This is a genomic window from Streptomyces sp. NPDC107765 (assembly GCF_055657085.1).
The window spans coordinates 224,600-249,929 of the sequence record NZ_JBVKBL010000012.1 but is presented as its reverse complement, the minus strand read 5'-3'; the positions used below and the strand labels follow the sequence as shown (position 1 = coordinate 249,929).

Genomic DNA, 25,330 nt, shown 5'->3' with positions numbered 1-25,330 from the left:
GTCACAGCGCGCCCGCCTCCCGGAGTCCGGTGATCTCCGCTTCGTCCAGGCCGAGGGCGGCCAGTACCCCGTCGGTGTCCGCGCCGTGCGGACGGCCGGCCCACCGGATGGCGCCCGGGGTTTCGGACAGCCGGAAGAGGACGTTCTGCATCCGCAGGGGGCCGAGTTCGTCGTCCGGGACCTCGGTGATCGAGCCCAGCGCCGCGTACTGCGGGTCCGCCAGCACGTCCCGCACGTCGTAGACGGGCGCGATCGCCGCCTCGGCCAGTTCGAAGGCGGACAGCACCTCGGCCCGGTCGTGCCGGGCGATCCAGTCGCCGACCGCCGCGTCCAGCTCGTCGGCGTGGCGGGCCCGGCCGGCGCCGGTCCCGAACCACGGCTCGTCGATCACCTCCGGCCGGCCGACCAGCCGCATCACCCGTTCCGCGACCGACTCGGCGGAGGTGGAGACCGCGACCCAGGAGCCGTCGGCGGTGCGGTAGGTGTTGCGCGGGGCGACGTTGGCGGAGCGGTTGCCGGTCCGCGGCTGGACGTGGCCGAGCTGGTCGTACCAGAGCGGGTGCGGGCCGAGCACGGTCAGCAGCGGTTCGATCAGCGCCAGGTCGATGACCTGGCCGCGGCCGGTGGCCGCCCGGCTGTGCAGCGCGGCCATCACGGCGTACGCCGCGGTGAGCGCCGCGATGCCGTCGGCGAGGCCGAACGGCGGCAGGGTCGGCGGCCCGTCCGGCTCCCCGGTGATCGCCGCGAACCCGCTCATCGCCTCGGCGAGGGTGCCGAATCCGGGGCGCCGCGCGTACGGGCCGAACTGCCCGAAGCCGGTGACCCGGGCCAGCACCAGCCGCGGGTTGGCCGCGGACAGCTCCGCCCAGCCCAGCCCCCATTTCTCCAGGGTTCCGGGCCGGAAGTTCTCGATGACGGCGTCCGCCCCGGCGGCCAGCCGCAGCAGCACCTCCCGGCCGCCCGGATGGGAGAGGTCGAGCGTGATGGCCTTCTTGTTGCGGCCCAGCAGCTTCCACCACAGCCCGACGCCGTCCTTGGCGGGCCCGTGGCCGCGCGCGGGGTCGGGCCGGTGCGGATGCTCGACCTTGATCACCTCGGCGCCGAAGTCGCCGAGCAGGGTGGCGGCGAGCGGCCCGGCGAACAGGGTGGCGAGGTCGATCACCCGCAGCCCGTCGAGCGGGCCGGGGGAGGGGGCGGCGTCCGGGTGCGCGGGCCCACCGGCCGCGGGCCGGGACATCCCGGACAGGGACGGGTCGGTCATGGTGCGGTTGCCTCCGGTCGGTCGGCGGGGCCTGGCTCAAGGGAGCCTCGGTCAGGGGAGCCTCGGTCGGGGGAGACCCGGTCGGGCAGGGGCGCGACGCGGTCCGGCGGGACGACGAGCGCGGCGGTGCGGTGGGCGAGGGCGTCGAAGCCGATGCCGTCCAGCCCGCCGATGCCGGTGGTGAGCCGGTTGCGCAGCGGCGCGGTCCAGCGTCCGGGCAGCGCGTCCGGTGCGCCGGCGAGCAGCCCGGTCAGCGATCCGGCGGTCGCCCCGTTGGAGTCGGTGTCCCAGCCGCCGGACACCACCCGGCACACCGAACCGGCGAAGTCACCGTCGGCGTGGGTCAGCGCGGCGGCCAGCAGCGCGGCGTTCGGCACCGCGTGCACCCAGTGGTAGTGGCCGTACGCGCGGTGCAACTGGTCGGCGACGGCGGCGAATCCGGCCGGTGACCGGTCCGGCGCCTCGCACGCCAGGGCGATGCCGCGGCGGACCGCCCGGGCCAGCCGGGACCGCGGCGGGACCACCGAGAGCCCGGTCCGCAGCGCGCCGTGCACATCGGTGCCTCCGCCGGCCGCGGCCAGCGCGGCGGCCGTGAACATCGCCGCGTGGACGCCGCCCGCGGTGTGGCTGAGCGTGGCGTCCCGCCAGACCAGCGCCGCGGCGGCGGCCGGGTCGCCGGGCCGGGTCCAGCCGAAGACGTCCGCCCGGATCTGCGCGCCGATCCACTCCCGGAACGGGTTGCGGTGACGCGCGGTGTGCGGCGGCTCGATGCCGTCCAGCAGGTTGCGGTAGGCGATCCGCTCGGCGGTGAAGGTCCGCCCGGCCGGCAGCTCGTCCAGCCACAGCCGCGCCACGTCGGCGGCGGTGAAGTCCGGCCCGTGCCGTTCGAGGAGCAGCAGGTTCAGCAGCGGGTAGTTGAGGTCGTCGTCCTCGGGCATCCCGTCGAGGACCCCGGCGAGCGAGGTGGCGCGGCTGCGGCGGTTCCACGGGTACCGCGCGGCCACCGCCGGATCGAGCCCCTCCTCGGTGAAGTACGAGGTCAGCGGCCAGTTCCCGGTCGCGCGGGCGAGCGCGCGGATGCCCTCAAGCGGCAGCTTCTCGACGGGCTTGCCGAGCAGGCAGCCGGCCGCCCGCCCGAGCCAGGCGGCCTCCAGCCGGGCGGCGGCCGGCCGCTCGGCAATCCTGCCGGTAGCCGCCGACGGCCATGACGGGCAAGCGGCCTGAATGGCCGTCAGTTCTGTCGGCTCGTCATCGGCCAACGGGCTGGGCAGCGCGGCGAGTTCGTCGAGCAGAGCGGTCGCGGTGGCGCGCAGTGCCGGGTCCGCGGGGCGGTCCGAGGCGCCCGCCCGGTCCGGTGCCGGCGCCCCGCCCGCCGACTGCCAGCGTCGCGCGATCCGGGCCACCGCGGCCGCGTCCCGGCCGTCCTCGGCCGCCTGCCGCAGCTCGTGCCCGAGCAGGTCCTCGGGCTGCACCCAGGTCAGCCGGAGCGGTGCGGCGGGGGCCGGGCGGGCGGTGGCCGGCGCCTTCGCCGTCACCGTACGCCCGCCTCCGTCATCGCCGGGATGGCCGAGATCGCGGTGAACGCCTGCTCGTGGGTGCGGGCGCGGGCCCGGTCGCGGGTGAAGATCTCCCGGGCGACGGTCGCCAGCGCCGCGCCGGGGGCCTGCAGATCGAGGCGGCTGGCGCGGGCGACCTCGCTGCTCCACTCCTCCGGCACCGCCGAGGCGCCGCGCAGCGCACCGGCCAGCGCGCCGCTCATCGTGGCGATCGAGTCGCAGTCCCGTCCGTAGTTGACCGAGCCCAGCACGGTGGACCGGAAGTCGCCGCCGCCGACCAGCAACATGCCCAGCGCGACGGGGAGTTCCTCGATCGCGTGCAGCCGGGAGGGGCGGCGGGCGCCGAGCGAGGGGTTGCGGTAGTCCGGGCCGACGGTGTCGAACGGGGCGACCGCCGCCCGCAGCGCCGCCACCGCCGATTCGTGGTCGTCCAGCGTCGCGGCGGCCTCGCAGACCGCCTCGATCGCGGCGCGGGTGCCGTCCTTCGCCAGCCGCAGGGCCTGCACGACGACCGAGGACGGGGTGGCGTCGGGCGCGAACGCGGCGGCCACCGCCGCGGCGAACACCCCGGCCGCCTCCCGCCCGTAGGAGGACTGGTGCGCACCGGCGATGTCCAGCGCCTCGGCGTAGGCCCGGTCCGGATTGCCGGCGTTGACCACGCCGACCGGCGCCATGTACATCGCCGCACCGCAGTTGACGATGTTTCCGACGCCGGCCTCGCGCGGATCGGCGTGCCCGTAGTGCAGCCGGGCCACGATCCACTTCTCGGCGAGGAAGATCCGCTGCAGCGGCAGCGCCTCGGCCTCCAGCTCCGGGATCCAGCGGGGGTTGCCGATCAGGTCCGGGACGAGGTGGTCGGCGACGTCGTAGGCGTCGAGGTGGTCGCGCACCGACTCGTAGACCCGGACCAGCGCATGGGTCATCAGGGTGTCGTCGGTGACGTGGCCGTTGCCCTTGTGGTACGGCGCGAGGGGGCGGGCGGTGCGCCAGTCGTCGTGGAACGGGCCGACGATGCCGGTGACCCGGCCGCCGTACCGCTTGACGATCTCCTCCGGCGTGCGGCCCTCGACCGGACCGCCGAGCGCGTCCCCGACCGCGGCACCCACCAGGCAGCCGATCGCCCGGTCCTCCAGGGAGGGGGTGTCGGGCCGGACCGGCGGGGCGAGCGGGGCGGCCGGCGTGGGCGGGACGGCCGCGACAGGGGTGACGGGCAGGACCTGGGTGGCCCCGGCGCCGAGGGCATCGGGTGCGCCCGGCGCCTCGGGTGCGGTGTCGCTGGTGTACGTCATGTGCGGAGGAGTCCTTCCACGAGAGGGGTGGGGGAGAAGGCCGGAGCGGCCTTCGGGGCGGCTCCGGGCGGGGCCGCGGGGCCGGCGCCGGCGGGGCCCTCCGGGGCGGTCAGCTCCGCCCGGGCCAGCGCGCCGGCCAGTTCGACGAGGTCGGTGCCGGCCAGCCGGGGCAGTGCGCAGCCGGACAGCACCCGGCAGGCGTCGCGCCAGGTGCGGGGCAGCGCGGGGGCGCCGGTGAGCGCACCGGTCAGCGCCCCGGCGAGGGCGGGCGCGGAGTCGGCGACCCGGGAGAGGCAGGCGGCGGCCGGTACGGCCTCGGCGACCTGCCCGTCGGTCGCGAGCGCCAGCGCCAGGGCCACCGGGACGGTCTCGGCGGCGGCGATGCCGTAGCTGTAGACGTGGTCGACGATCTCGTGCTCCAGGACCGGCACCAGGGCGAACGCGGTGCCGGGGCGGCCGGGCCGGTCGGCGGCGTGGATCCGGGCGAGGTGGAGGGCGTGCAGGGCGTTGCGGCGGATCTCGGTGCCCTCGGGCAGCTGGGCCAGCGCGGTGTCCACCGCGCCGGACGCCGGGGCGCCGCCGAGCGCGGCGGCCACCGCGGCGGCCATCGCCCGGGCCCCGTGCACCCCGTCGCCGTCCTGGGTGTAGCGCGCGTCGTACTCGGCCAGGTCCGCCGCCGCGGCCGGGTCGCCCGGGTGCACCACGGCCAGGACGGCGGCCCGGACGCACGCCGCGTCGTCGAAGAAGTGCGGGTTGTCGTGGCCGGTGGCGGGCGGCCGCAGCCCGGCGGCGAGGTTGCCGAGCCCGGCGCGCACCGAGATCCGGGCGCGCAGCGGCAGGACGGCGGACTCCACCTCGGGCGCCCGGTCGGCGGCCGCGGCGACCTCGCTCGCCAGCGCGTTCCAGGCGAGGTCGAGGGCGGCCCGCATCCGGCGGTTGCGGCCCAGGTCGCTGAGCAGCGCCCCGGCCGCGGTCAGCACGGACCCGGCGGTGAAGGCCGCCCACTCGGCGTCGTCGGACGGGCCCAGCCGCAGCGGCTCGGGCGGCTGGTTCAGGGCGATCGGCACCGGCAGCGTGGTGGTGGCGTTCTGTTCGGCGAAGGTGTCCAGCTCGCGGGTGAGCCGCCGGGTCCACTCCGGCATCCGCGCCGCCCGGTGCCGGGCCGCGGGCCATCCGGCGGCGTCCCCCGCGGCCAGCCCGAGCAGCAGCCCCTCGATCCGGCTGCGCGCGGCCGCGACGGGGCCGCCGGCGGCCGCCCCGCCGGCCCCGTCGCCCGCCCGGCCGCTCATCTCGTGCCCACCCCGGCCGCGGCCCGGTCCGCGGGAACGGGCTCCGCCGCAGGGCTCCGGTCCGCCCCGCTCTCGTCCGCCCCGCTCTCGTCCACCCGGCGCTCCTCCGCCCGGCGCTCCTCCGTCCGTCCGCCGTCCGCCCCGCCCGGTGCCAGCAGCTCGGCGATGTCCAGGACGTGGTAGCCCGCCATCGACGGCAGGCAGCTGCCGCGTGCCGGGCCGATGGCCCGGGCCCACTCCTCGGGGATGGCGCCGGCCCCGCCCAGTGCTCCGGCCAGGGCCCCGGCGACCGCGGCCGTGGTGTCGGCGTCCCGGCCCATGTTGACCGCGGTCAGCACCGAGCCCCGGAAGTCGCCGCGGGCCGCCGCGAACGCCCCGAAGGCCAGCCCGACCGCCTCCGGCGCCAGGTCCGTCCAGGGATAGCCGCCGACCACGACGGCGGAGCGCACCGCGCGTTCCGTGCCGAGCCGGGTGATGCCCGGATCGTGGCCGCAGCGCTGGGCCGCGCCCACCGCCCGGCGCAGCGAGCGGGCGGTCCAGGAGTCCTCCGGGACGACGGACAGCGCGGCGGCGACCACCACGTCGGTGAGCGGGGTCCCGCCGGGACCGGAGCCCGAAGGTTCCTGGGGGAGGGCGACCATCGCGGCGGCCACCCCGGCGGCCACCGCCCGGCCCCCGTAGATCCCCTCGCCGTCATGGCTGACCGTGCCGTCGATGGCGACCAGCCGGGCGGCCTCGGCGGGCCGGCCGGCCGCGAACACCCCGAACGGCGCGGCGCGCATCGCCAGCCCGTCGCTCCACGCGTGCCGGTGCTGCGCGGAGATCGGGGCGGCCAGCCCGCGGCGCAGGTTCTCCAGGGTGCCGCGCTCGCTGAAGCCGGCGCCGCGGAACGGCCCCTCGTCCCGGTCGGCGATCCACTGGTGCCAGGCCGCCTCGACGTCCGCGACGGTCAGTGCCGAGCCGTGCGCGGCCAGCAGCAGCCCGGAGAAGATCGCGTACTCGGTGTCGTCGGTGCCGGCCGGGTCGTCCTCGACGTAGCCCTCGATCCGGCCCCAGCGGCGGCGGATCTGCGAGGGCTTCATGTTCTCCGCGGGAGCGCCCAGGGCATCCCCCACGGCGAGCCCGAGCAGCGCCCCGCGGGCCCGGTCGCGTACGCCGTCGCCGGCCGGGCCCGGGGCGCCCCGCTCCGGGGACGGGGGGTCCGCTGCGCTCATGGTGCTATGCGTGCCACGCGGCGCCCCCGCTCTCCTCTGCCTGGCCGCGAGGTCACCCGGTCGACGCCCCGGCGGGACGCCCGTACGGCGCCGGAAACGGGCCCGCAAGCAGCCCGATCACCGCCCGTGACCGGCCTCCCATCACCGACTTTTCGAAGAAACCGCAGGTCAGCGCGGTAAGTTCGGCCTTCCTTGCTAGCGGCGGAGGGTGATCCCCGCATAACTTCGAGGGGTTGCAGGGGGAAGTGCCGCCATCGGCCCACACCTCGCGGAAGGGAGCAGGTCCCGATATGTCCGTCATGGAGATCATGGATGCCGCGGCGCCGACGCACGTGGCGCACCGCGACAACCACACCCACCGCGACGTCAACGGCGGCTGGCTGCGCCCCGCCGTCTTCGGTGCGATGGACGGTCTGGTGTCGAACCTCGCCCTGATGACCGGTGTCGCCGGCGGTGCGCTGTCCCAGCAGACGATCATCATCACCGGCCTCGCCGGGCTGGCCGCCGGTGCCTTCTCGATGGCCGCGGGGGAGTACACCTCGGTCGCCTCGCAGCGCGAGCTGGTGCAGGCCGAGCTGGACATCGAACGCGACGAGCTGCGCAGGCACCCCAAGGACGAACAGGAGGAGCTCGCGGCCCTCTACGAGTCCCGCGGGGTCGAGCCGGAGCTCGCCCGCAAGGTCGCCGAACAGCTTTCCCGCGACCCCGAGCAGGCGCTGGAGATCCACGCCCGCGAGGAATTGGGAATAGACCCGTCCGACCTTCCTTCCCCGGCCGTGGCCGCCATTTCTTCCTTTGGATCCTTTGCGCTGGGCGCGCTGCTGCCTGTTCTTCCTTACCTGTTGGGCGCTTCCGCGATCTGGCCCGCGGTGCTGCTCGCGCTGGTCGGACTCTTCGCCTGCGGTGCCGTCGTGGCGCGGGTGACGGCCCGCTCGTGGTGGTTCAGCGGACTGCGCCAACTCGCCCTCGGCGGCGCCGCCTCGGGTGTGACGTACCTCCTGGGAGCGCTGTTCGGCACCGTCGTAGGGTGACGTGTCATGCGGGCGGCTGCATAATTAACCTGTTACCCCGCGGTTTCGGTTCGTTGACGACCGGGCATAAGGCACTGGCGTCGCGGGCAATGTCGCTCGCCGAACGCCGCCCTGTGGGACGGCTCTCTTCCGTCCGCGTTCACGACCCACCGCGCCTGCGGTGTCCGCATGTTGGAAGCCTCTTTTCGGTTCTCGGGAAGCGGGCCATCCTGTAACCTGCACGAAATTTCGCGGAGGGCCAACGTCGTCCCTCGGCAATGCCTATGCCACGACGACGTTGGGAGAGCCGATGCGCTTCGCGTCCACGCACTCCGGGACCACCAGCAGCGCCCACGCCGCCTGGTCGCCCATGGACGGGCGCCCCGCCCAGCAGGGGATGTACGACCCGCGCAATGAGCACGACGCCTGCGGCGTCGGCTTCGTGGCCACCCTCACCGGCGAGGCCAGCCACGCACTGGTCGAACAGGCGCTCACCGTCCTGACCAACCTGGAGCACCGCGGTGCCACCGGCTCCGAGCCCGACTCGGGCGACGGCGCCGGCATCCTGCTCCAGGTGCCGGACGCGTTCCTGCGCGAGAACGTCACCTTCGAGCTCCCCGAGGCCGGCGCCTACGCCGTCGGCATCGCCTTCCTGCCGTCCGACGCCCAGGCCGCCGCCGACGCCGTCTCCCGCATCGAGACGATCGCCGGCGAAGAGGGCCTGGACGTCATCGGCTGGCGCGTCGTCCCGGTCGCCCCGCAGCTGCTCGGGAACGGCGCCCGCGCCACCATGCCGGCCTTCTCCCAGCTCTTCGTCGCCGACGGGCAGAACACCGGCCTGGCCCTGGACCGCAAGGCCTTCGCGTTGCGCAAGCGCGCCGAGCGCGAGGCCGGGGTCTACTTCCCCTCGCTGTCCGCCCGCACGATCGTGTACAAGGGCATGCTGACCACCGGCCAGCTGGAGCCGTTCTTCCCGGACCTGTCCGACCGCCGCTTCGCCACCGCGATCGCCCTGGTCCACTCCCGCTTCTCCACCAACACCTTCCCGAGCTGGCCGCTCGCGCACCCGTACCGCTTCGTCGCGCACAACGGCGAGATCAACACCGTCCAGGGCAACCGCAACTGGATGCGTGCCCGCGAGTCCCAGCTCGCCTCGGAGCTCTTCGGCGAGTCGGCGCTGGAGCGGATCTTCCCGGTCTGCACCCCGGACGCCTCCGACTCCGCCTCCTTCGACGAGGTCCTGGAGCTGCTCCACCTCGGCGGCCGCTCGCTGCCGCACTCCGTGCTGATGATGGTCCCGGAGGCGTGGGAGAACTCCACCTCCATGGACCCGGCCCGGCGCGCCTTCTACCAGTACCACTCCACGATGATGGAGCCCTGGGACGGCCCCGCCTGCGTCACCTTCACCGACGGCACCCAGGTCGGCGCGGTCCTCGACCGCAACGGCCTGCGCCCCGGCCGCTACTGGGTCACCGACGACGGCCTGGTCGTGCTCTCCTCCGAGGTCGGCGTCCTCGACATCGACCCCGGCAAGGTCGTCCGCAAGGGCCGCCTCCAGCCCGGCAAGATGTTCCTCGTCGACACCGCCGAGCACCGCATCATCGAGGACGACGAGATCAAGGCGCAGCTCGCCGCCGAGCAGCCCTACCAGGAGTGGCTGGACTCCGGTCTGATCGAGCTCGCCGACCTGCCCGAGCGCGAGCACATCGTGCACACCCACGCCTCGGTCACCCGCCGCCAGCAGACCTTCGGCTACACCGAGGAAGAGCTGCGGGTGCTGCTCGCCCCCATGGCCAAGGCCGGCGCCGAGCCGATCGGCTCGATGGGCACCGACTCGCCGATCGCCGCGCTCTCCGAGCGCCCCCGGCTGCTCTTCGACTACTTCACCCAGCTGTTCGCGCAGGTCACCAACCCGCCGCTGGACGCCATCCGCGAGGAACTGGTCACCTCGCTGATCTCCTCCCTCGGCCCCCAGGGCAACCTCCTCACGCCCACCGCGGCCTCCTGCCGCAGCGTGACCCTGCCCTTCCCGGTGATCGACAACGACGAGCTGGCGAAGCTCATCCACATCAACGCCGACGGCGACATGCCCGGCATGAAGGCCGTGACCCTCTCCGGCCTCTACCGCGTCTCCGGCGGCGGCGACGCGCTGGCCGCCCGCATCGAGGAGATCCGCGCCGAGGCCGACGCCGCCATCGCCGACGGCGCCCGGCTCATCGTGCTCTCCGACCGGCACTCCGACGCCGAGCACGCCCCGATCCCGTCGCTGCTGCTGACCTCCGCGGTTCACCACCACCTCATCGCCACCAAGACCCGCACCCAGGTCGGGCTGCTCGTCGAGGCCGGCGACGTCCGCGAGGTGCACCACGTCGCCCTGCTCATCGGCTACGGCGCCGCCGCGGTCAACCCCTACCTGGCCATGGAATCCGTCGAGGACCTCGTCCGCGCCGGCACCTTCCTGCCCGACGTCGAGCCCGAGACGGCCATCAAGAACCTCATCAAGGCGCTCGGCAAGGGCGTGTTGAAGGTCATGTCCAAGATGGGCATCTCCACCGTCGCCTCCTACCGCGGCGCGCAGGTCTTCGAGGCCATCGGCCTGGACGAGGAGTTCGTCGCCCAGTACTTCCACGGCACCGCCACCAAGATCGGCGGCGCCGGCCTGGACGTCATCGCCAAGGAGGTCGCCGCACGGCACGCCAAGGCGTACCCGGCCTCCGGCATCGCCGCCACCCACCGCGCGCTGGAGATCGGCGGCGAGTACCAGTGGCGCCGCGAGGGCGAACCGCACCTCTTCGACCCGGACACCGTCTTCCGGCTGCAGCACGCCACCCGCAGCCGCCGCTACGACATCTTCAAGAAGTACACCGAGCGGGTGAACGAGCAGTCCGAGCGCCTGATGACGCTCCGCGGCCTGTTCGGCTTCAAGTCCGACCGCCCGTCCATCCCCGTGGACGAGGTCGAGCCCACCTCCGAGATCGTCAAGCGCTTCTCCACCGGCGCCATGTCGTACGGCTCCATCTCCCAGGAGGCGCACGAGACCCTCGCCATCGCCATGAACCAGCTGGGCGGCAAGTCCAACACCGGTGAGGGCGGCGAGGACCCCGAGCGCCTCTACGACCCGGCGCGCCGCTCGGCCATCAAGCAGGTCGCCTCCGGCCGCTTCGGCGTGACCAGCGAATACCTCGTCAACTCCGACGACATCCAGATCAAGATGGCGCAGGGCGCCAAGCCCGGCGAGGGCGGCCAGCTGCCCGGCCACAAGGTCTACCCCTGGGTCGCCAAGACCCGGCACTCCACCCCCGGCGTCGGCCTGATCTCCCCGCCGCCGCACCACGACATCTACTCCATCGAGGACCTCGCCCAGCTGATCCACGACCTCAAGAACGCCAACCCGGCGGCACGTATCCACGTGAAGCTGGTGTCGGAGGTCGGCGTCGGCACGGTCGCCGCGGGCGTCTCCAAGGCCCACGCGGACGTCGTCCTCATCTCCGGCCACGACGGCGGTACCGGCGCCTCCCCGCTGACCTCGCTCAAGCACGCGGGCGGCCCCTGGGAGCTCGGCCTCGCCGAGACCCAGCAGACCCTGCTGCTCAACGGCCTGCGCGACCGCATCGTCGTGCAGACCGACGGCCAGCTCAAGACCGGCCGCGACGTGGTCATCGCCGCCCTGCTGGGCGCCGAGGAGTACGGCTTCGCCACCGCACCGCTGGTCGTCTCCGGCTGCGTCATGATGCGCGTCTGCCACCTGGACACCTGCCCGGTCGGCATCGCCACCCAGAACCCGACGCTGCGCGAGCGGTTCAACGGCAAGGCCGAATACGTCGTCAACTTCTTCCAGTTCATCGCCGAAGAGGTCCGCGAGCTCCTGGCCGAGCTGGGCTTCCGCAGCCTCGACGAGGCCATCGGCCACGCCGAACTCCTCGACACCACCCGGGCCGTCAACCACTGGAAGGCGCAGGGCCTCGACCTGGCCCCGCTGCTGCACGTCCCCGAGCTGTCCGAGGGCGCGGTCCGCCACCAGGTCACCGTCCAGGACCACGGCCTGGAGAAGGCGCTCGACAACGAGCTGATCAAGCTCGCCGCCGACGCGCTGGCCGCGGACACCGCCGAGGCCGCCCAGCCGGTCCGCGCCCAGGTCGCGATCCGCAACATCAACCGGACCGTCGGCACCATGCTCGGCCACGAGGTGACCAAGAAGTTCGGTGGCGCCGGCCTGCCCGACGACACCATCGACATCACCTTCACCGGCTCGGCCGGCCAGTCCTTCGGCGCGTTCCTGCCGCGCGGCATCACGCTGCGCCTGGAGGGCGACGCCAACGACTACGTCGGCAAGGGCCTCTCGGGCGGCCGGATCGTCGTCCGCCCGGACCGCGGTGCCGACCACCTCGCCGAGTACTCCACCATCGCCGGCAACACCCTCGCCTACGGCGCCACCGGCGGCGAGCTGTTCCTGCGCGGCCGGGTCGGCGAGCGGTTCTGCGTCCGCAACTCCGGTGCCACGGTGGTCTCCGAGGGCGTCGGCGACCACGGCTGCGAGTACATGACCGGCGGCAACGCGGTCGTCCTGGGCGAGACCGGCCGCAACTTCGCGGCGGGCATGTCCGGCGGCTTCGCCTACGTCATCGACCTGGACAAGAACAACGTCAACAAGGAACTCGCCGGCGCGGTGCACCCGCTGGACGAGAACGACAAGCAGTGGCTGCACGACGTGGTGCGTCGCCACCAGGAGGAGACCGGCTCCACCGTCGCCGAGAAGCTCCTCGCCGACTGGGATGCCGCGGCCCCGCGGTTCAGCAAGGTCATCCCGCCCACGTACCAGGCAGTGCTCGTCGCCAAGGAAGCCGCCGAGCAGGCCGGACTCTCCGAGTCCGAGACCCACGAGAAGATGATGGAGGCGGCGACCAATGGCTGACCCCAAGGGCTTCCTGACCCACGAGCGCGAGACTGCCAAGACCCGCCCCGTCGAGGAGCGCGTCAAGGACTGGAACGAGGTCTACCAGCCCGGCTCCCTGCTGCCGATCATCAGCAAGCAGGCGTCGCGCTGCATGGACTGCGGCATCCCCTTCTGTCACAACGGCTGCCCGCTCGGCAACCTCATCCCCGAGTGGAACGACTACGCCTACCGCGGGGACTGGAGCGAGGCCAGCGAGCGGCTGCACGCGACCAACAACTTCCCGGAGTTCACCGGTCGTCTGTGCCCCGCGCCCTGTGAGGCCGCCTGTGTGCTGGGCATCAACCAGCAGCCGGTGACCATCAAGAACGTCGAGGTCTCCATCATCGACAAGGCGTGGGACAACGGCGATGTCACCCCGCAGCCGCCCGAGCGCCTCTCCGGCAAGACCGTCGCCGTCATCGGCTCCGGCCCGGCCGGTCTCGCCGCCGCCCAGCAGCTGACCCGGGCCGGCCACACCGTCGCGGTCTACGAGCGCGCGGACCGCATCGGCGGCCTGCTCCGCTACGGCATCCCCGAGTTCAAGATGGAGAAGCGCCACATCAACCGCCGCATCGAGCAGATGCGCGCGGAGGGCACCAAGTTCCGCACGGAGGTGGAGATCGGCCGCGACATCGACGCGAAGAAGCTGCGCAAGCGCTACGACGCCGTCGTCATCGCCGCCGGCGCCACCACCTCCCGCGACCTGCCGGTGCCCGGCCGGGACCTCAAGGGCATCCACTTCGCGATGGAGTACCTGCCGCTCGCCAACAAGGTGCAGGAGGGCGACCTGACGGTCGCCCCGATCACCGCCGAGGGCAAGCACGTGGTCGTCATCGGCGGCGGCGACACCGGCGCGGACTGCGTCGGCACCGCCCACCGCCAGGGCGCGGCCTCCGTCACCCAGCTGGAGATCATGCCGAGGCCGGGCGAGGAGCGCAGCGCCGGCCAGCCGTGGCCGACCTTCCCCATGCTCTACAAGGTCACCTCCGCACACGAGGAGGGCGGCGAGCGGGTCTACTCCGTCTCCACCACCCACTTCGAGGGCGACGAGGACGGCAACGTCCAGTGGCTGCACCTCACCGAGGTGGAGTTCGTCGACGGCAAGCTGGAGCAGAAGCCGGGCACGGAGCGCAGGATCCCCGCCCAACTGGTCACCCTGGCCATGGGCTTCACCGGCACCGACCAGCAGAACGGCCTGGTCGAGCAGTTCGGCCTGGAGCTCGACGCCCGCGGCAACGTCGCCCGCGACGCCGACTTCGCCACCAACGTGCCCGGCGTGTTCGTCGCCGGGGACGCCGGCCGCGGCCAGTCGCTGATCGTGTGGGCCATCGCCGAGGGCCGCTCCGCCGCCCGCGGTGTGGACCGCTTCCTGACGGGAGCCAGCGCCCTGCCGGCCCCCATCAGGCCGACGGACCGCGCACTGGCCGTCTGACCCGGCGCGCACCGTGCGCGACCGTCCCTGAATGTCCCGTACAACGTCGTACGGAGGCACGGGAACCGGGGCCTGCCCCGGACCCCGTCCGCGGCGCCTGTCTTTTCTCCCCGACCGGAGGGCAGGCGCCGCGGGTCTTTCCGGAAGCCCCCGCCCGCCCCACCGGCCCCTACGAGCCGCCGCGTTCGGCCGGGTAGCGGCGGCCCAGCTGGCGGGCCAGCTCCCGGGCGGGGGCCGGTACGGTCCGGTCCGGGGGAGCGGCCGACGGGCGGAAGTCGTGCACCGGGGGGTGCCACGCCCCCAGGTCGATCCGCCGGTCGCTCAGCGGCAGCACCCACCGCGGGTCCGCGTGCACCCGCAGCACCTGTGCCTCGATCTGCGTCCATGCCCCGTCGGTCACCGTGCGCTCGCCGACCCTGCGGGCCTCCAGCTGCACCGGACAGTGCGCCAGCCGGGGCGGCCGCACCAGCTCCGACGGCTCCGTCCACGGAGCGTCCGCCGAGGGCGGCAGCGCCCCCGGTCCCTCTTCGGTCCCCGTCGCGTCCGGCGGCAGATTGAACACGACGTCCGGGCGAACCGCGAGGTTCCTGGCGGTACGACCCCGGGTCGGCAGCCAAAGGCTCACGACCGGGCCGAGCTCCCACCGGATCCGCAGCTCGACCTGGACGAAGGTTCCGTCGTCGTTCTCCGTGGACAGCAGCGCCGGGGTGACCGAACTGCTCTTCTCCAGCGCGCCTCTCATGCCGTTGAGGATAGAAGCCGGATGATTCGGTGCTCACCGAAATGTTATCAGAGGTTACTCTGTGTACATGAACCGATGGGACGCAGATCAGGAAAAACTCGCGGCGACCCCCGATCTCGCCGCGCTCGCGGCGCTGCTCGCGGACCGCACCCGCGCCGCCATCTGCATGGCCCTGCTCGACGGCGGCACCTGGACCGCCGGAGAACTCGCCGAATACGCCTCGGTGGCACCCTCCACGACCACCGAGCACCTCAACCTCCTGGTCGCCGGCGGGCTGCTCGCCGAAGAACGCCAGGGACGGCGGCGCTACGTCCGGCTGGCCGGCCCGGACACCGCGGAAACCCTGGAGAACCTCGCCGGACTCGCCCCCTACCGCCCCGTCCCGATCCGCTCGCTGGCCGAGGCCAACCAGCGCCGGGCCCTGCACCACGCCCGTACCTGCTACGACCACATGGCCGGCGCCCTGGGCTGCGCCCTCGCGGAGGTGATGACCGAACGCGGCCTGCTGGCACGGGAATACGGCCTGGTCCTCACCGCGGCCGGCGCCCACTGGCTGACCGCCCTCGGCATCCCCGACACCGGCCCGTCCCTCGCCCACCGCGCCCATGTCCGTACGTGCCACGACTGGACGGTGCGGCGCCCGCACCTCTCCGGTGCGCTCGGCGCCACCCTCTACCGCCACGCCCTGGAGCGCCGATGGATCGTCAAATCCCCGACGACCCGCATCCTCAGCGTCACCGAATCCGGCCGCACGGCCTTCCGCGACCGCCTCGGCCTGCCCGACGAGGCCCTTTCCCCGTCCCTCGCCTTCCCGGCCCCGCGCGGCTGACCGCGGTCAGTCCCGGTCGCCGGACGCCCGGTCCTGGGAACCCTGCTCGTCGGATGCCCGGCGGTCGGATGCCTCGTCGTCGCCGGTCACGAGGCGGGCCGGGAAACCGCCGGTGGCGATCGGGCCCCAGCGCAGCGGGGTCACCCGGATCAGTGACTTGCCCTGCTTGCGCATCGCCTCGCGGTACTCGTCCCAATCCGGGTGCTCACCGGCGATGTTGCGGTAGTACTCGACCAGCGGCTCGACCGACTCCGGCGCGTCGATGACCTCCGCCTCGCCGTCGATCTGCACCCACGGACCGTTCCACTCGTCGGACAGCACCAGCACGCTGGCCGACGCCACCCGGCGCAGGTTGCGGACCTTGGCCCGCTCCGGATACGTCGACATGACCAGCCGGCCGGAGTCGTCCACCCCGCAGGTCAGCGGCGAGGCCTGCGGGGTGCCGTCGGAGCGGCGGGTGAGCAGGATCGCGCGGTGCCGGGGGCGGACGAACTCCAGCAGCTCGGGCAGGTCGACACGGGTGGTGGTGGCGAGGGAAGGGCTCATACGGCGAGGGTAGGTCCTGGAGCGCGCTCCAGGGCGAACGCCGACGTGCCGTGCCTGTCGGCCCGTCAGCCCTACCGGCCTCGTCGGCCCGTCCGCCTCGCCGAGCCGTTCGCCTTCGCCCCTTCTCCGGTCAGCCCTTCAGGAGTTGCTTGCCGGTGGCCGCGTCGACGACCTTGCGGTCACCGAGGGCGTCCTTCAGCCGTATCGTCACCTTGTCGGTGGCCAGCATCTCGGTGCACATGCCCTGGGAGCTCTTGCGCTTACCCCAGCCGGTGACGACCACGAGCCCCTTCGACTCGTGGCTGCGCGCGCCGAAGCGGATGTCGCAGGCGCTGTGCCCGACGGTCACGGTGATCTCCCGGGCCGTGCCGACGTCCTTGGGCCGCTGGGCCTTCACCAGCGGCAGGAGCGCCTGCTGCCGGCCGTGCACCGGCGAGACCTTCGGCCAGTCCCGCTCGATCTGCGCGGCCCGCTCCTCGAACGCGTCCTGCTTCTTCAGCGGCGGTCCGCCGCTCACCGTCTGCTGATGCTGCTGCTCCGGCTTGCCACAGCCGGACAGGGCGACGGCGCCGGACACCGCCAGCGCGAGCACGGCGGTGAGCGTACGGGTGCGGGAGTGGGGGATTCCTCGCATGACATGCCTCCTCGGTTCACGGATGGGACGTGGGGGACGCAAGACCGGTTCCGGCCGGATTTCGCCCGCCGGCCGCGGGTGTTCGCCGTTGGCTTGATCCGCCCACGGCGCAACCCGGCGACCGGCGCCGCGCCCCGCGGTTAGCGTCCGGGTCATGGACCCACTCACCCGTATCAGCCGTGCCGTCTGGCAACTCGCCTTCCCCGTCGGGCACGTCCACCTCGTCGCGCTCCCCGACGACGGCTTCGCCGTGGTCGACACCGGGGTCCCCGGTTCGGCGCCGGCCGTTCTGGACGCGCTCGCCCGGCTCGGCGGCCACCCGGAACGGCTGCGGCAGATCGTGCTCACCCACTGCCACGCCGACCACATGGGTTCCGCCGCCGATCTGGTCGAGGCCACCGGGGCCGAGGTGCTGGCCGGTGCGCCGGACGCCCCGTACGTCCGCGGCACCGCCGCCGAGCCCGCGGCCGTCCTCACCGCGGCCGAACTCCCGCTGCACGAGCGCATCATGGCCGATTTCGCCGCCGCCGGCGTCCCGCCGCTGCGGCACGTCGCCGTCGACCGGGAACTGCGCGACGGCGACACCCTCGACGGCTGGCCGGAGCCGGTCCGGGTGCTCGCGGTCCCCGGTCATACGCCCGGCGGAATCGCCCTGCACCTGCCCGCGAGCGGGCTGCTGTTCCCCGGGGACGTCATCGGCGCCTCCCCGGACGGCGACCGTGCGGTGCTCGGGCCGTTCAACGTCTCGCGGGAGCAGGCCGTGGCCTCCTTCCGGCGGCTGGCCGCGCTCGACGACGTCGGCACGGTGTGCGTACCGCACGGGGGGACGATCCGGGAGAACGCCCGGGCGGTGCTGGCCGCGGCCACCCCGGAGACGGACTGGCGGTAGTCAGCCGGCGGCCCCTGTCTCACCGGAGCCTGCGGGACGGGCCTCACCGGAGCCGGCGGGCCGAGCCTCACAGAAGCCGGCGGGCCGAACCGCACAAGCCACACCCACCCCGCCCGTCACCCGGACCCCCGCCCGTCACCCCGACTCCCGTCCCTCGACCCGGAACGTGCCCAGCCGGTGGACCGCGGGGGTCCGGTCCGGGTCGCGGATGAGTGCGGCGACCAGGGCGGCGATCCGGTCCGGCGGGGTGATCTCGGCGCGGACGCTGGTCAGCCGGGGGCGCAGCAGCCGGGCCAGCAGCAGATCGTCCGCGCCGACCACACCGATCTCGTCCGGCCCGGTACCGAGGGTGTGCCCGGCGTCCTGCAGGGCCCGCATCAGCAGCATCGCGTACTCGTCGTTGTAGGCGAACACCCCGTCCAGGCCCCGGCCGGACCAGTCGGCCGCCAGCCGTGCCGCGGACTCCTCGGTCAGTTCCAGGTCGAGCGGATGCACCTCGGCGCCGGGCCGGCCCGCGGCCGCCTCCCGTACGCCCGCCAGGCGCGGCCCGGCGAGGTCCGCCAGCCCCGGATCGGCGGGCCGGACCACCCCGATCCGGCGCCGGCCACCGGCCAGCAGGTGCTCGCCCGCCCGCAGCCCGGCCTCCCGCTGATCCAGCAGCAGGGCATGGGCGCCGGGCGGTGCGGACGGTCCGTGGGTGAGGACCGCGGCGGTGCCCGCGCGGTGCAGCAGTTCGACCGCGGGGGCGTCCAGCGGCGGGCCGTGCAGTGCCAGGACGGCGGCCGGCCGCAGTTCGGCCCAGGCGCGGGCGGCGGCCATCGGCGAGGCGGCGGGCGCGCCGTGCAGCACGCCGGTGTAGCCGAGGCCGTGCAGCGCGGTCTGGAATCCGGCCAGGAACCGGGTGAAGAGCGGGCCGAAGGCCGGGACGGTGTCGGCGGGGGCGGCCAGCAGCACGATGCTGCCCCGGCCGGCCCGCAGGGTCCGGGCCGCGGCGTGCGGAACGTAGCCCAGTTCCTCGGCGGCGGCCCGGACCCTGGCCTGGGTGCGGGCCCCGACCCGGCCTTCGGCCTGGCCGTTCAGGACGTAGGAGACCGTCGCGCGCGAGACCCCGGCGAGCCGGGCAACGGCCGCGCTGGTCGGGGGAGTCGGGGTGGCCCGGGGGCCGGCTGGGTCAGTCATCCTGCGGGGCATCCTCGCACAGGGGTTTTGCCCGGCGGGCCCGGGCGCGGCTGGTTCCCCGCCTCCACTGACACGTGTAACGTCGGCCGGGCGCGCCCACGGTGCGGGACGGCCGGCCCGGGGCGCCGCCCACCGGAGCGCGGACGTACGGGAGAGAGGTACGGGCATGCAGCTGTACACCCACGAATGGGGCACCGGCAGCCGGACCGCGGTGCTGGTCCACGGAATGATGTCCGACCACCGCACCTGGCACCGGGTCGGCCCGGCGCTCGCCGAACGGGGCTACCGCGTGCTCGCCGTCGACCTGCGCGGCCACGGCCGCAGCCCGCGCGGGGAGTACGGCGCCGAACTCTTCGCCGAGGACCTCGTGGAGACCCTGCCCGCCGGGCCCGAGGTCGTCGTCGGGCACTCCCTGGGCGGCCTCGCGCTCTCCCTGGCCGTGGAGCGGCTGCAGCCGCGGCGCGCGGTCTACTGCGATCCGGCCTGGTCGCTGGGGCGCACCGGGCAGTCCGTCGACCCGGCCGTGTTCCTGCCGTTCAAGAACGCCGACCGGGCGATGGTGCGCGGCTTCAACCCGCGCTGGTCGGACGCCGACGTCGACATCGAACTGGCCACGCTCGCCGACTGGGACACCGCGACCGCGCTCGCGCTGTCCGCCGAGCACCTCACGGACCGCACGCCGGAGAAGCCGGTGGTCCCCTCGCTGGTGCAGATCGCGGGGGAGGGGTTCCTCTTCACCGACGAGGCGGCCGCCGAACTCACCCGGCGCGGCTTCGAGGTCCGTACCGTGCCCGGCGCCGGGCACACCATCCACCGCGATGACTTCGAGGGCTTCCTGACGGGGCTGGAGGGCTGGGTCTGACCCCCGCCGGCCTTCTGATCAGGCGTCAGGTGTCGCAGTCCAGCAGCGTCTTGCACAGGCCGCAGCGTGCCTGGAGGGTCCCCCGTACCGGCAGGCGCAGCCGCTGGTGGCAGGCGGGGCAGGGGAACGACACCTTCAGCGGTGCCGGGCCCTCGAAGGCGTAGTCGTCACCACCCGGCCCGGACACCCGGCCGGCGCGGCGCGGGTCCCGGGCCGTCCGCCGGTCCTTGGCGTAGCGCATGCGGGCGGCCCACCCGGCGGCGGCCAGCGGCGGCCGCCGCAGGTCCTGCCGGGCCCGCGCCGCACCAGCGGTGTACGCGTCGTACGCCTGCGGGCTGGTGAACCACGGCGCCGGGTCCTCGCCGAAGAACGCGGCCCGTTTGGCGAGGACGTAACCGAACTCCTCCGGCGTCAGATAGCCGAGCTTCTGCGAGAACGGGCCGTGCTCGCGGTAGGCGTCCAGCAGCAGCCAGCCCGCGCCGAGGTAGGTGGTGGCGGTGTCGGTGAGGATCTCGTTGTCGCGGGTGCCGGGGAACGACAGGTCCAGGCGGTGCAGGTAGACGTGCATCACCTCGTGGGCCAGTGCGGCGCCGATGTCCTTGCGGTGGGTGCGGAAGCGGTCGTTGAGCTCGATGAAGTACTCCGGGCCCGCGGTCAGTTCGACGTTCGCGGCGTGCTCCATCTCCCGGAAGCTCACCACGATCCGGGCATCGGGCAGATGCAGCTGCCGCACCAGCGCACGGGCGATCCGCTGGGCGCCCAGATGCAGGTCCTCGGTGTCGTCGAAGGCCACGTCGACCGGCAGCACGCTGGTGCCGAAGGTGCTCACCGTGTCGTACGACAGCCGGGTGAACAGCGCGTGGAGGGCCGAACGGACCGTGTCGAGATGGGGATAGCCGTGCTCGATCCCGCGCTCACCCGTCGTCATCCGGCCACTGTACGGCGCCGCCGGGAATGTCCGGTACGGCCCTCGGGGCGTGGCTGTCACGGGAGTTGGCCGGATGCGCACCCTTGTCACCCTCATCCGGCACTCCGGATAATCACAGGGCGCTCCTCGGACTCATCCCCCACTGGGTCCGGACGCCATGCGGCGGGCTGTCGTCCTCCACGCTGATCCTTCGACGGCCACCTCCGGCTCCGGTGTTGGCATGGGCTCGTCAGCGACGTGCAACCCCCCACGAAAGGAAGCCCGTTGCGCAGCTACCGGAAGCTCCTCACGAGAACCACCGCCGCCGGCGCGGTCGCCCTGGCGGCCTTCAGCCTCCAGCCCGGCACCGCAACCGCCGCCCCCGCACCCGACCCGTCCGGCTCCGTGCACACCAAGGTCGTCGGCGGCACCAAGGCCGACCAGGGCGAATTCCCGTTCATGGTGCGCCTGTCGATGGGCTGCGGCGGCGCCCTCTACGCCAAGGACATCGTGCTGACCGCGGCGCACTGTGTCGACGGCAGCGGCGACAACACCTCCATCACCGCCACCGGGGGCGTGGTCGACCTCCAGGACTCCGCCGCCGTCAAGGTCAACTCCACCAAGGTGCTGCAGGCGCCCGGCTACAACGGCAAGGGCAAGGACTGGGCGCTGATCAAGCTCGCCAAGCCGATCGACCAGCCCACCCTGAAGATCGCCGAGGACACCAAGCTCAACAACGGAGACTTCACCATCGCCGGCTGGGGCGCCGACAAGGAGGGCGGCGACCAGCAGCGCTACCTCCTCAAGGCCACCGTCCCGTTCGTCGACGACGCCACCTGCCAGAAGGCGTACGGCGACCAGCTGACGCCCGGCGACGAGATCTGCGCCGGCAAGCTGGACACCGGCGGCATCGACACCTGCCAGGGCGACTCCGGCGGCCCGATGTTCCGCAAGGACGAGGGCGGCAAGTGGCTCCAGGTCGGCATCGTCTCCTGGGGCGAGGGCTGCGCACGGCCCGGCAAGCCCGGTGTCTACTCCGAGGTGAGCACCTTCGCCGCGGACATCAAGAAGGCCGCGGGCCAGCTCGGCGGCTGACCCCCGCCCCGCACCACCCACGCACCGAAGGGCCCGGGTGCCGCTCCCCGGGCCCTTCGCCGTGCCCGGACGCCGGGACCTCGGTCCCCGCCCGCCGGGACCTTGGTCCCGTCCCGCCCGGGACCAAGCTCACCTCCCGGCCGGGGCTTGTGCCGCCGCCGATGACCGTACGACCCATGGGCAGCCGGCGCCCGGCGCTCTAGCGTGAACGGCATGTCCACCGACCGCCGTACCCGGCCCCCGGGCCCCGACCGCGACCGCCGCGCCACCGTCCTCGCCGCCGTCCTCCTGGCCGCCTCCGCCGCCGCCCTGGCCTACGTCCTGCTCGGCGGCCACCACGGCCCCGTCGAATGCCCCGCCGGCGCGGCCCCGCCGCCCGCCGCCCCGCGCTAACCGCCCCCGGACCGCCCCGCCGCCACATCTGTCCAACACCTCCCCCTCCTTTGTCCATAGGCGCACGCCCCGCCCCCGCAGCACGCTGTCCGCCGACAGGCAGTGCCACCCGCAGCAGTGCCGCACGAGGGAGGACAGCGCGCGTGAACGAACAGACCGGTGCCCCGCGCGGGCCCAGCCGCCGAAGGGTCGTCGCCGCCACCGCGCTCGCCCCGGTCGCCGGGGCCCTCCCGCTCGGCGCCCGCACCGCCGCGGCCGCACCCCGCACCGCCGAGGCCGTGCTGCGGTCCGACGCGCTGGAGGTCCGCGTCGACACCGCCTTCCCGCGCATCGTCTCCTACACCGACCGCGCCACCGGAGCCGTCCTGCACGGCCAGCCCACCCCGGTCACCCAGGTCCTCGTCGACGGCACCGCCCGCACCCCCCGCGTCACCCACCGGGCCCGCACCGACCGCGCCACCTACACCCTCACCTTCGACGGCGGCACCACCGTCACCGTCGAGATCACCGTCCAGGACCGGCGGACCACCTGGCGGGTCACCCGCATCGCCGACACCCCCGCCCTGCGCATCGGCACCCTCCAGATCCCCGGCCTCGCCCTGCTCTCCGTGCGCAGCGACCAGCCCGGCGCGACCCTGCTCGCGGCCCGCATCGAACTCGACAAGGCCAAGAGCGGCGACACCCTCATCGAGGTCACCGACCGCACCCCCGCCGAGCCCGCCCCCACCGGCTGCGCATACGCCGTCGTCGCCACCGACCACCTGGCCGCCGGCATCGAGACCAACACCGTCTACGACCACCCCACCGGCGCCACCACCTGGGAGAACGGCCGGCTGTGGCGGCAGACCGTGCAGGGCGACGGCTTCACCGCGGCCACCCTCACCCCAGGACAGTGGACCCACCGCGCGGCCGGCCAGCCGACCGGCGCCACCGACCCGCTGCCGTACGCGACCGTCATCGTCACCCGCGACCGCAACGGCGACGGCCGCACCGACTGGCAGGACGCCGCGATCGCCCTGCGCGACATCATGGTCGTCCCGCTCGGCGCCGACGACCAGCACCTCCGCGTCGTCCCGCACATCCCGTTCAACTTCGCCAGCCAGGCCACCAACCCGTTCCTCGCCACCCTCGACCACGTCAAACGGATCGCCCTGGCCACCGACGGACTACGGCAGTTCACCCTGCTCAAGGGCTACCAGTCCGAAGGCCACGACTCCGCCCACCCCGACTACGGCGGCAACTACAACGAACGGGCCGGCGGCCTGGCCGACCTCAACACCCTGCTGCGCGCCGGAAAGAAGTGGAACAGCGACTTCGCGGTGCACGTCAACGCCACCGAGTCCTATCCCGTCGCGCACGCCTTCTCCGAGCAGCTCGTGAACAAGGACGACAAGCAGTGGGACTGGCTCGACCAGTCCTACCGCATCGACGCCCGCCGCGACCTGGTCACCGGCAACATCGCCCGCCGCTTCGCCCGGCTGCGCAAGGAGACCGACCCCGCCCTGACCACCCTCTACCTCGACGTCTTCCGGGAATCCGGCTGGAACTCCGACCGCCTCCAGCGCCATCTGCGCGACCAGGGCTGGCAGATCGCCACCGAATGGGGCCACGGACTGGAACGGTCCTCCCTCTGGTCGCACTGGGCCAACGAGACCGACTACGGGCCCGACACCTCCCGCGGCATCAACTCCCGGCTGATCCGCTTCCTGCGCAACCACCACAAGGACGTCTTCGCCGACAAGTGGCCCACCCTCCTCGGCAACCCCCGCATGGGCAACTTCGAGGGCTGGGTGGGCAAGACCGACTGGTCCGCCTTCTACGCGATCATCTGGACCGACGCCCTCCCCGCCAAATACCTCCAGGCCTACCCGATCAAGACCTGGACCGACCACGAGATCACCTTCGAGGGCCCCACCCACACCTCGGTCAGCGACACCACGGGCACCCGCCGGATCACCACCGACGGCCGGCTGGTCTACGACGGCGGCAGCTACCTGCTCCCCTGGGAGCCCCGCCGCGCCACCGACCCCGGCAAGCTCTACCACTACAACCCCCGTGGCGGCACCACGAGTTGGGCGCTGCCCCGCGGCTGGTCCACCGCCACCACCGTGCACGCCTACCGGCTCACCGACCAGGGCCGCACCGGGCACACCCGGCTGCCGGTCCGCGGCGGCCGGATCACCCTCACCGCCGAGGCCGGCGTGCCCTACGTCGTCCACCGCGACCCGGCACCCGTCCAGGGCGACCCCCATTGGGGCGAAGGCACCCCGCTGACCGACCCCGGCTTCCACTCCGGCACCCTCGACGCCTGGCGGACCACCGGCCCGGCCACCGTCCGGCTCAGCGAACGCGGCGACTACGAACTCGTCATCGGCGCCGGCCCGGCCGCCCGCGTCGCCCAGAACCTCACCCGCCTCGCCCCCGGCACCTACGCCGCCTCCGTCCAGGTCGAGGTCGGCGCCACCCCCGGCGAACGGCGCCGCGCCGCCCTGGAGATCCGCACCGCCGACGGCCTCACCACCGCCAACTGGACCGACACCTCCACCGCCGGCAACTACGTCGCCGCCGACCGGAAGTCCGGCACCCGCTTCCAGCGCCTCTTCACCCACTTCACCGTCCCCGAAGGCGGCGGCCCCACCACCCTCGCCCTCACCGCCGCGGCCGGAGCGGCCCAGGTCCGCTTCGACAACGTCCGCGTCGTCCCCGCCACCCCCACCACCAAGGAGGGCACCCTCGTCCACGAGGACTTCGAGCACGTCCCCCAGGGCTGGGGCGTCTTCGTCAAGGGCGACGCCGGCGGCAGCACCGACCCCCGCACCCACATCGCCCAGCGCCACGCCCCCTACACACAGGCCGGCTGGAACGGCAAGGCCATCGACGACGTCATCGACGGCGGCCAGTCCCTCAAGTCCCGCGGCGAGAACACCGGCCTGGTCCACCGCACCGTCCCGCACACCGTCCGCTTCACCCCCGGCCACCGCTACCGCGTCACCTTCCGCTACGAGAACGAACGCGCCGGCCAGTACGCCTGGATCACCGCCGTCGACGACCCCGCACCCCGCGAACTGACCCGCACCCCCCTCCCCGTCGCCACCCGGCCCGCCACCCACACCTACGAGTTCACCGCCCCCGCCACCGGCGAGGCATGGATCGGACTGCGGAAAACCGGCGACGACGGAACCGCGGAGTTCGTCCTGGACTCTTTCGAGGTGCGCGAGGTGTAGTCGGCCGTGGGAGCGGGTCGGTGCGCCCCCACGGCCCCACCTCCCG

The 25,330-nt window shown here is 73.8% G+C and carries 19 protein-coding genes; 9 read left to right on the top strand and 10 right to left on the bottom strand.

Going from position 1 to position 25,330, the window contains the following annotated elements:
* Position 1: 1 nt before the first annotated feature.
* Genes ACZ7MX_RS27625 through ACZ7MX_RS27605 form a run of 5 tightly spaced genes read right to left on the bottom strand, consistent with a single transcriptional unit; the run spans position 2 to position 6,609 of the window.
* Positions 2–1,261 (bottom strand): CaiB/BaiF CoA transferase family protein, encoded by a 1,260-nt coding sequence (locus ACZ7MX_RS27625; RefSeq protein ID WP_472135929.1) that lies wholly within the window; start codon positions 1,259–1,261, stop codon positions 2–4.
* A complete protein-coding gene (locus ACZ7MX_RS27620; RefSeq protein ID WP_472135928.1) occupies positions 1,258–2,796 on the bottom strand; it encodes an ADP-ribosylglycohydrolase family protein in 1,539 nt (512 codons plus the stop codon). The genes ACZ7MX_RS27625 and ACZ7MX_RS27620 overlap by 4 nt, the downstream gene beginning before the upstream one ends.
* Positions 2,793–4,106 (bottom strand): ADP-ribosylglycohydrolase family protein, encoded by a 1,314-nt coding sequence (locus ACZ7MX_RS27615; protein WP_472135927.1) that lies wholly within the window; start codon positions 4,104–4,106, stop codon positions 2,793–2,795. The genes ACZ7MX_RS27620 and ACZ7MX_RS27615 overlap by 4 nt, the downstream gene beginning before the upstream one ends.
* The gene (locus tag ACZ7MX_RS27610) at positions 4,103–5,395 is read right to left on the bottom strand and encodes an ADP-ribosylglycohydrolase family protein (protein WP_472135926.1); all 1,293 of its coding nucleotides are present in this window, start codon (positions 5,393–5,395) and stop codon (positions 4,103–4,105) included. The genes ACZ7MX_RS27615 and ACZ7MX_RS27610 overlap by 4 nt, the downstream gene beginning before the upstream one ends.
* A complete protein-coding gene (locus ACZ7MX_RS27605) occupies positions 5,392–6,609 on the bottom strand; it encodes an ADP-ribosylglycohydrolase family protein (protein ID WP_472135925.1) in 1,218 nt (405 codons plus the stop codon). Before ACZ7MX_RS27605 ends, ACZ7MX_RS27610 begins: the two co-directional genes overlap by 4 nt.
* 299 nt (positions 6,610–6,908) lie before the next feature.
* Here ACZ7MX_RS27605 and ACZ7MX_RS27600 point away from each other — a divergent pair, with 299 nt between their 5' ends.
* The 3 genes from ACZ7MX_RS27600 to ACZ7MX_RS27590 all read left to right on the top strand — a co-directional run bounded on the left by ACZ7MX_RS27600 (position 6,909) and on the right by ACZ7MX_RS27590 (position 13,984).
* A complete protein-coding gene (locus tag ACZ7MX_RS27600; protein ID WP_472136007.1) occupies positions 6,909–7,640 on the top strand; it encodes a VIT1/CCC1 transporter family protein in 732 nt (243 codons plus the stop codon).
* 289 nt (positions 7,641–7,929) lie between these two features.
* Positions 7,930–12,531 (top strand): glutamate synthase large subunit, encoded by a 4,602-nt coding sequence (gene gltB / locus ACZ7MX_RS27595; protein ID WP_472135924.1) that lies wholly within the window; start codon positions 7,930–7,932, stop codon positions 12,529–12,531.
* Positions 12,524–13,984: a glutamate synthase subunit beta gene (locus ACZ7MX_RS27590; protein ID WP_472135923.1), complete on the top strand. Its 1,461-nt coding sequence runs from the start codon at positions 12,524–12,526 to the stop codon at positions 13,982–13,984. Before gltB ends, ACZ7MX_RS27590 begins: the two co-directional genes overlap by 8 nt.
* Positions 13,985–14,153: 169 nt before the next feature.
* Here the strand turns inward: ACZ7MX_RS27590 and ACZ7MX_RS27585 are convergent, their stop codons facing one another.
* Positions 14,154–14,726, bottom strand: a complete 573-nt coding sequence (locus ACZ7MX_RS27585; protein WP_472135922.1) for a hypothetical protein — start codon at positions 14,724–14,726, stop codon at positions 14,154–14,156.
* Between the two features lie 67 nt (positions 14,727–14,793).
* Between ACZ7MX_RS27585 and ACZ7MX_RS27580 the strand changes: the two genes are divergently transcribed.
* Positions 14,794–15,555, top strand: coding sequence for an ArsR/SmtB family transcription factor (locus ACZ7MX_RS27580; protein ID WP_472135921.1), 762 nt, complete (start codon positions 14,794–14,796; stop codon positions 15,553–15,555).
* 6 nt (positions 15,556–15,561) lie between these two features.
* Here the strand turns inward: ACZ7MX_RS27580 and ACZ7MX_RS27575 are convergent, their stop codons facing one another.
* Together ACZ7MX_RS27575 and ACZ7MX_RS27570 are read right to left on the bottom strand one after the other, a co-directional pair.
* Positions 15,562–16,101: a PPOX class F420-dependent oxidoreductase gene (locus ACZ7MX_RS27575; RefSeq protein ID WP_472135920.1), complete on the bottom strand. Its 540-nt coding sequence runs from the start codon at positions 16,099–16,101 to the stop codon at positions 15,562–15,564.
* A gap of 130 nt (positions 16,102–16,231) precedes the next feature.
* Complete coding sequence (locus ACZ7MX_RS27570; RefSeq protein WP_472135919.1) at positions 16,232–16,735, bottom strand: hypothetical protein; 504 nt, start codon at positions 16,733–16,735, stop codon at positions 16,232–16,234.
* A 154-nt stretch (positions 16,736–16,889) separates the two neighbouring features.
* Here ACZ7MX_RS27570 and ACZ7MX_RS27565 point away from each other — a divergent pair, with 154 nt between their 5' ends.
* A complete protein-coding gene (locus tag ACZ7MX_RS27565; RefSeq protein WP_472135918.1) occupies positions 16,890–17,624 on the top strand; it encodes an MBL fold metallo-hydrolase in 735 nt (244 codons plus the stop codon).
* Between the two features lie 135 nt (positions 17,625–17,759).
* Here ACZ7MX_RS27565 and ACZ7MX_RS27560 read toward each other — a convergent pair whose 3' ends face one another.
* Entirely contained in the window at positions 17,760–18,803 is a 1,044-nt protein-coding gene (locus tag ACZ7MX_RS27560; RefSeq protein WP_472135917.1) for a LacI family DNA-binding transcriptional regulator, read from the bottom strand.
* A 166-nt stretch (positions 18,804–18,969) separates the two neighbouring features.
* Between ACZ7MX_RS27560 and ACZ7MX_RS27555 the strand changes: the two genes are divergently transcribed.
* Entirely contained in the window at positions 18,970–19,665 is a 696-nt protein-coding gene (locus ACZ7MX_RS27555; protein ID WP_472135916.1) for an alpha/beta fold hydrolase, read from the top strand.
* Between the two features lie 25 nt (positions 19,666–19,690).
* On the opposite strand, the gene ACZ7MX_RS27550 is transcribed toward ACZ7MX_RS27555, so the two are convergent.
* Positions 19,691–20,593 carry a hypothetical protein gene (locus ACZ7MX_RS27550; protein WP_472135915.1) on the bottom strand — a complete coding sequence of 301 codons (903 nt, stop codon included), beginning with the start codon at positions 20,591–20,593 and terminating at the stop codon, positions 19,691–19,693.
* 264 nt (positions 20,594–20,857) lie between these two features.
* Here ACZ7MX_RS27550 and ACZ7MX_RS27545 point away from each other — a divergent pair, with 264 nt between their 5' ends.
* From ACZ7MX_RS27545 to ACZ7MX_RS27535, 3 genes are all read left to right on the top strand, one after another.
* Positions 20,858–21,667, top strand: a complete 810-nt coding sequence (locus tag ACZ7MX_RS27545; protein WP_472135914.1) for a S1 family peptidase — start codon at positions 20,858–20,860, stop codon at positions 21,665–21,667.
* A 213-nt stretch (positions 21,668–21,880) separates the two neighbouring features.
* Positions 21,881–22,060, top strand: coding sequence for a hypothetical protein (locus ACZ7MX_RS27540; protein WP_472135913.1), 180 nt, complete (start codon positions 21,881–21,883; stop codon positions 22,058–22,060).
* 143 nt (positions 22,061–22,203) lie between these two features.
* A complete protein-coding gene (locus ACZ7MX_RS27535) occupies positions 22,204–25,284 on the top strand; it encodes an endo-alpha-N-acetylgalactosaminidase family protein (RefSeq protein WP_472135912.1) in 3,081 nt (1,026 codons plus the stop codon).
* Positions 25,285–25,330 lie beyond the last annotated feature (46 nt).

What these genes read in the sequence shown, in the direction of transcription:
- ACZ7MX_RS27625 (WP_472135929.1), bottom strand. Translation starts at nt 1,261, where the DNA reads ATGACCGACCCGTCCCTGTCCGGGATGTCCCGGCCCGCGGCCGGTGGG.
- ACZ7MX_RS27615 (WP_472135927.1), bottom strand. Translation starts at nt 4,106, where the DNA reads ATGACGTACACCAGCGACACCGCACCCGAGGCGCCGGGCGCACCCGAT.
- ACZ7MX_RS27610 (WP_472135926.1), bottom strand. Translation starts at nt 5,395, where the DNA reads ATGAGCGGCCGGGCGGGCGACGGGGCCGGCGGGGCGGCCGCCGGCGGC.
- ACZ7MX_RS27605 (WP_472135925.1), bottom strand. Translation starts at nt 6,609, where the DNA reads ATGAGCGCAGCGGACCCCCCGTCCCCGGAGCGGGGCGCCCCGGGCCCG.
- ACZ7MX_RS27600 (WP_472136007.1), top strand. Translation starts at nt 6,909, where the DNA reads ATGGAGATCATGGATGCCGCGGCGCCGACGCACGTGGCGCACCGCGAC.
- gltB (WP_472135924.1), top strand. Translation starts at nt 7,930, where the DNA reads ATGCGCTTCGCGTCCACGCACTCCGGGACCACCAGCAGCGCCCACGCC.
- ACZ7MX_RS27590 (WP_472135923.1), top strand. Translation starts at nt 12,524, where the DNA reads ATGGCTGACCCCAAGGGCTTCCTGACCCACGAGCGCGAGACTGCCAAG.
- ACZ7MX_RS27585 (WP_472135922.1), bottom strand. Translation starts at nt 14,726, where the DNA reads ATGAGAGGCGCGCTGGAGAAGAGCAGTTCGGTCACCCCGGCGCTGCTG.
- ACZ7MX_RS27580 (WP_472135921.1), top strand. Translation starts at nt 14,794, where the DNA reads ATGAACCGATGGGACGCAGATCAGGAAAAACTCGCGGCGACCCCCGAT.
- ACZ7MX_RS27575 (WP_472135920.1), bottom strand. Translation starts at nt 16,101, where the DNA reads ATGAGCCCTTCCCTCGCCACCACCACCCGTGTCGACCTGCCCGAGCTG.
- ACZ7MX_RS27570 (WP_472135919.1), bottom strand. Translation starts at nt 16,735, where the DNA reads ATGCGAGGAATCCCCCACTCCCGCACCCGTACGCTCACCGCCGTGCTC.
- ACZ7MX_RS27565 (WP_472135918.1), top strand. Translation starts at nt 16,890, where the DNA reads ATGGACCCACTCACCCGTATCAGCCGTGCCGTCTGGCAACTCGCCTTC.
- ACZ7MX_RS27560 (WP_472135917.1), bottom strand. Translation starts at nt 18,803, where the DNA reads ATGACTGACCCAGCCGGCCCCCGGGCCACCCCGACTCCCCCGACCAGC.
- ACZ7MX_RS27555 (WP_472135916.1), top strand. Translation starts at nt 18,970, where the DNA reads ATGCAGCTGTACACCCACGAATGGGGCACCGGCAGCCGGACCGCGGTG.
- ACZ7MX_RS27550 (WP_472135915.1), bottom strand. Translation starts at nt 20,593, where the DNA reads ATGACGACGGGTGAGCGCGGGATCGAGCACGGCTATCCCCATCTCGAC.
- ACZ7MX_RS27540 (WP_472135913.1), top strand. Translation starts at nt 21,881, where the DNA reads ATGTCCACCGACCGCCGTACCCGGCCCCCGGGCCCCGACCGCGACCGC.